Annotated in this window: 4 protein-coding genes and 1 pseudogene; 4 read left to right on the top strand and 1 reads right to left on the bottom strand. The window is 34.4% G+C overall.

Features of this window, described 5'->3' with window-relative positions; all coding sequences use genetic code 11:
* From P9B04_RS15805 to P9B04_RS15795, 3 genes are all read left to right on the top strand, one after another.
* A partial coding sequence (locus P9B04_RS15805; RefSeq protein ID WP_342055948.1) for a hypothetical protein occupies positions 1–280 on the top strand: 280 nt, incomplete at its 5' end.
* Between the two features lie 111 nt (positions 281–391).
* Entirely contained in the window at positions 392–829 is a 438-nt protein-coding gene (locus P9B04_RS15800) for a hypothetical protein (protein ID WP_342055947.1), read from the top strand.
* 116 nt (positions 830–945) lie between these two features.
* Positions 946–1,323, top strand: coding sequence for a hypothetical protein (locus P9B04_RS15795; protein ID WP_342055946.1), 378 nt, complete (start codon positions 946–948; stop codon positions 1,321–1,323).
* A gap of 747 nt (positions 1,324–2,070) precedes the next feature.
* On the opposite strand, the gene P9B04_RS15790 is transcribed toward P9B04_RS15795, so the two are convergent.
* Positions 2,071–2,436, bottom strand: a complete 366-nt coding sequence (locus P9B04_RS15790) for a phosphoribosyl-ATP pyrophosphatase (RefSeq protein WP_342055945.1) — start codon at positions 2,434–2,436, stop codon at positions 2,071–2,073.
* Between the two features lie 54 nt (positions 2,437–2,490).
* Here P9B04_RS15790 and P9B04_RS15785 point away from each other — a divergent pair.
* Positions 2,491–4,114: pseudogene (locus P9B04_RS15785) on the top strand (hypothetical protein); the annotation flags it as partial.

The raw sequence follows: 4,114 nt of genomic DNA, 5'->3' as shown, positions 1-4,114 counted from the left end.
TGTTGAAGATGACTGTCGTGAGATTGATATCATTAGAGAAATTGATGATATCAAAGCAGATTCACATATAGATACCAAAATTGATTATAAAAACGAGTTAGAATCTCGACACAATGTTCTCGATTTATGGTGGAACGATATGTATGCCGAATATGCTAGAAGTTGGTTCAAAGATGTTTGTGATGCTCACCCAATAACAGGATATTTAATCAATCTAGAACATTTCGGGGAATACTACATGGAGTGTGAAATCAGCGAAAAAATGGAAGTTGATTTTTAATTGAAGGCTGATACTATTTTAGTATCAGCTTTTTTTCCTTTCAGGAACATTTAATGAAAAGTGCTACACACTACACAGCACAATTATCTGAATCAAAAAGGAGTAAGAATCATGTTATTAGAAATTTTCTTATTTACCGTTTTCTTCTGTTTCTACAGTTGCTTAATTCCCAAACAAACTGAAGAAGTAGAAGATTCTTTTGAAAACTTTATCCCCTCAATTAAAGAAGCATTTTCAAAAGAATTTGACCCTATTATTGAAACCACGGAACCCATTAAAGAAGACACGAATTCTAGACCTATCATTTATCTTCCTGCGGGCAAATGCCGTCAACACAACCAAGTTGCCCCGATTAATAACCCTGTTCTCATTGTACCATTTACTTCGGAAACATCCACTAATTCTGTTGTTAATCCTGAGTCTTTAACCTACCAAGAATTAAAAAAATTGGTTAGAGTTCATAACCTGCAAACAAGAGTAAAAAGTATTTGTAATAAACCTTATAATCGTTGTAAAAAGCAAGAGTTGATTGAAGTTCTAAAAGCTTAATTAAACAATCAACTAAATCAACAGATTGTGCTAAAACACTTCTATATTTTAGCACAGTTTCTATTTTTTGGCTTCGCCAATATTTAATGAAAATGTAATATTCTTAGGAGCAAATAATGCCTCAAACTAAAGAGAAACAACAAACTATTTATACTTTGTATCCTTCTTGTAAAGATTCCATTAAGTATACAGAAAGTGTCAAACAACTTTCGATAGAAAACTGGGTTGAGTGGGTTATTAGTGTTATCAATGATTGCCAGCATTTTAAGAATATTGTCGTCAATGAAGTTCAAAAATGGGTCATTCACTATCAAAATCCTATTTCTCCTATGATTCTTTTCCAATGCGAACAAAAGGGAGAGATAGTCCTTGAATTTGAACTTAATTGGTGTGATTACGTTGAGATCAGAATTGATGGACTTCTCTACGAAGGTGTTACCTTAGTGGTCATTGATGGGGTAGTGACAGTTCCCAATGAGCAAGATTTATCTTAATGTTGCCAAAAAGAGAGGACTCAGCTTAGTTCCTCTCTTTTTTTTCTTAGATTATTATAGTTAAAACTCTCATAAGCGCATTGCGCTAATCAAATAACCATTATTAGGAAAACCAATGAGATTACCTGGTCTTTGCACAGAACGTTCACAAACCTTTTTTTGGTTGGTGACAGCTTTATGCTTTTTATTAATCCTGTGAAATTTTATTGTCATGACAATAGCAAATTGTCATGACAATAACCAAAAAAATCTAAAGATGTTACAAACCTAAGTGAAAAACAGTGACAAAGTTGTTGTAGTTTATTACAATAACCAACAATGTTCTTAAGATGATTCCCCCCACTCATTTAAAGGACTAGGCAGGAAAGTTTAAGGGAAGCCTTAACCCATCCCCCACCTGGTTTGCTTCTGCTCAACAATTAACAATTAATAATTATCAATTAATAGAAAGGTCATTGTTCATTGTTAATGCTTATTGTCTATTTTTTTTCATGATAATTTTGGTGTAAATAGGGGAGTAAAAAAAATGTCGAGAGTATCCGAAAAAGTCATCACGGTATTAAGTCAAGAATACGAAGAAGATCATCCAATAGTCATGACGGTTTCCTTTGGTATCCCTGTTGCACAATGTCTGATGATTTCAATGCTTTTTTATTCTCTCGTTTTCCGAGGTATTAGATTTTTCAAAAGAAAAAAGGCTCCCAACTCTCAAAATTAAGTTAGGAGACAAAAAAAGGATTATATCCCTTAACAATCAAGATAATCCGCATTTCCTATTAGGTCATAGTATTCATCGGGATCAATAGCTATTGGTAAGGTACTGATTTCTTCCCCATTACGAATAGCTTTTCGTTGACGTTCTTCTAATTCGGCTTGGGAAATTTGTCCTTGTTTTTTCCATTCACTGTAGGGGATACCGTATCTTTCCATATAGAGTTGTTCTCGTTCATCATATTTCTTGACTTCAAGCATTTTTTGATTTTCTACTTGATTAATCTCAGAAAGGGCAAGTCCATCATTTAATAATCTTTGCCGTTTATGGGGCTTCATTGAACCATCAGGATTGTAATTTCTTTGATCTAAAAAACTCCAAGAATCATACAGTCTAGCCATACTTAATCCTCACTTTACTAATTGAACAATAACAAAAATATCGGGTAAACTATCATGTTAACTTTAAAACATTTTGATACTAGAACAGGAGAATGGATTACTCTTCCTAATCCTAATAACAATACCCAAAGAGAAAATACTAATATTATTCTAGACGAAAAATTAGATAATACGTTACTTGAAGCATTTCTTAAGAAAGAATTTCCAGATAAGGATTATTCTGAGTCTTTCTCCATTGGTCATTTGGATGAAGCTAGTGAGGCAGAGGACTTATATTCTAATCGTCACCCTAATGGTGATGTTCTTTTATTATCCAATGGACAGCGGCTTTTATATGGACCGGCAGAGATTAAAGAACAACTCATTAATAAGCTTAACCCAGATACTATGCACAACGGAGCTTATGGCTCGTTGTTTGTAGGAGAATGTAAGAATAGTTATCAAGGTGAAGTTACATTTTTAGTCGTTGATGATAGTAACGGAGATAATGGTGGCTATATTGACGATGAACAAGCTTGGAAATTAGTCGGTGATTGTCATGGTAAAGTTAACCCCAATTTCTCTGAACAATTATCTAATACAACCGATGAAGTTATCCAATTCCGTTTAGGAAACTTAGATGACAGCTTATACGGAAAAGGAACTTTAGCTCCAAAAAACTTTAGTGACTACTTTAAGGATAAAGAAGTAGGTGAACAGGTAGCTTTTATTATACCTACATCCTCATTCAAAGGAGCAGGGAAAGGAACAGTTAAACCTGGACTCTATACTAAAGAGGTTTGGTTAGGAGAGAAAGAAAAAGCTCAAACAGGAGAAATTGCTTTATCCCAACTTTTACCTTCTTATCCTAATGCTTTAAAGGATTTTATTCCTGAATTAAAAAATAATTTAAGTGATTTAAAAGAAATCATTCAAGACCCTAGATTACTAGCTGAACATTATTGTACTCAGTATGAGAGACGAGAGCAAAAGAAAGATAAAGATTGGCAACCCCCTACCCCAACAGAAGCAGTAGAACGTTATCGTAACTATCAGCAAAAAGGATTAAAAAACACTGTTTCTGATGATAATAATGAATTAGATTCAGGCTATGAAGACTTTATTTATCTAGCTTTTAAAGCTGATCCTAATCATCACAGGTTATTAGAATCGAAAAAGTTTTCTCAAGCCCTACAAGAATTTGTGAGAAAAGATTACCTCAATTCAGCCATTGGTAAAAATTTTAAGTTTGATAGGGCAATGATTATCCCCTCAAAAGACCTAAAAACAGGAGAAATTTGTGTCCCTTGGATGAAAGAAGGAGAACAAGTCCTCAACTTTAGATCCCCCTTCCTTAACCACAATGGCATGGTTAACAGTACCAACAAATACGTTGAGGATATGTACGCTCCTGAAGGCAAAGAACTTAAAGGGGTTATTATCGTTAATGATGAAGATTATAGCCGTATTGTTGAACGTAACATTGCAGAAGCAAAAACAGCCAACCCTAATATAGAACTCCCAGACATCCCTGACAAACTGAATAAATTATCTGTTGATGATCGTATTGCCTTCACAGATCAACTCAACACAACATTAGAACAAGCAGGTGTAGACTTACAAATCCCCTACGAATCAGACTGTGAAAGGATGGCCGCCGATTTTGACGGGGACTGCATAGGAGTAGCGGAAGTATCGA

The sequence above is a fragment of the Crocosphaera sp. Alani8 genome (assembly GCF_038442745.1).
GTDB lineage: Bacteria > Cyanobacteriota > Cyanobacteriia > Cyanobacteriales > Microcystaceae > Crocosphaera.
This window is presented reverse-complemented; position numbering and strand designations above follow the sequence as displayed.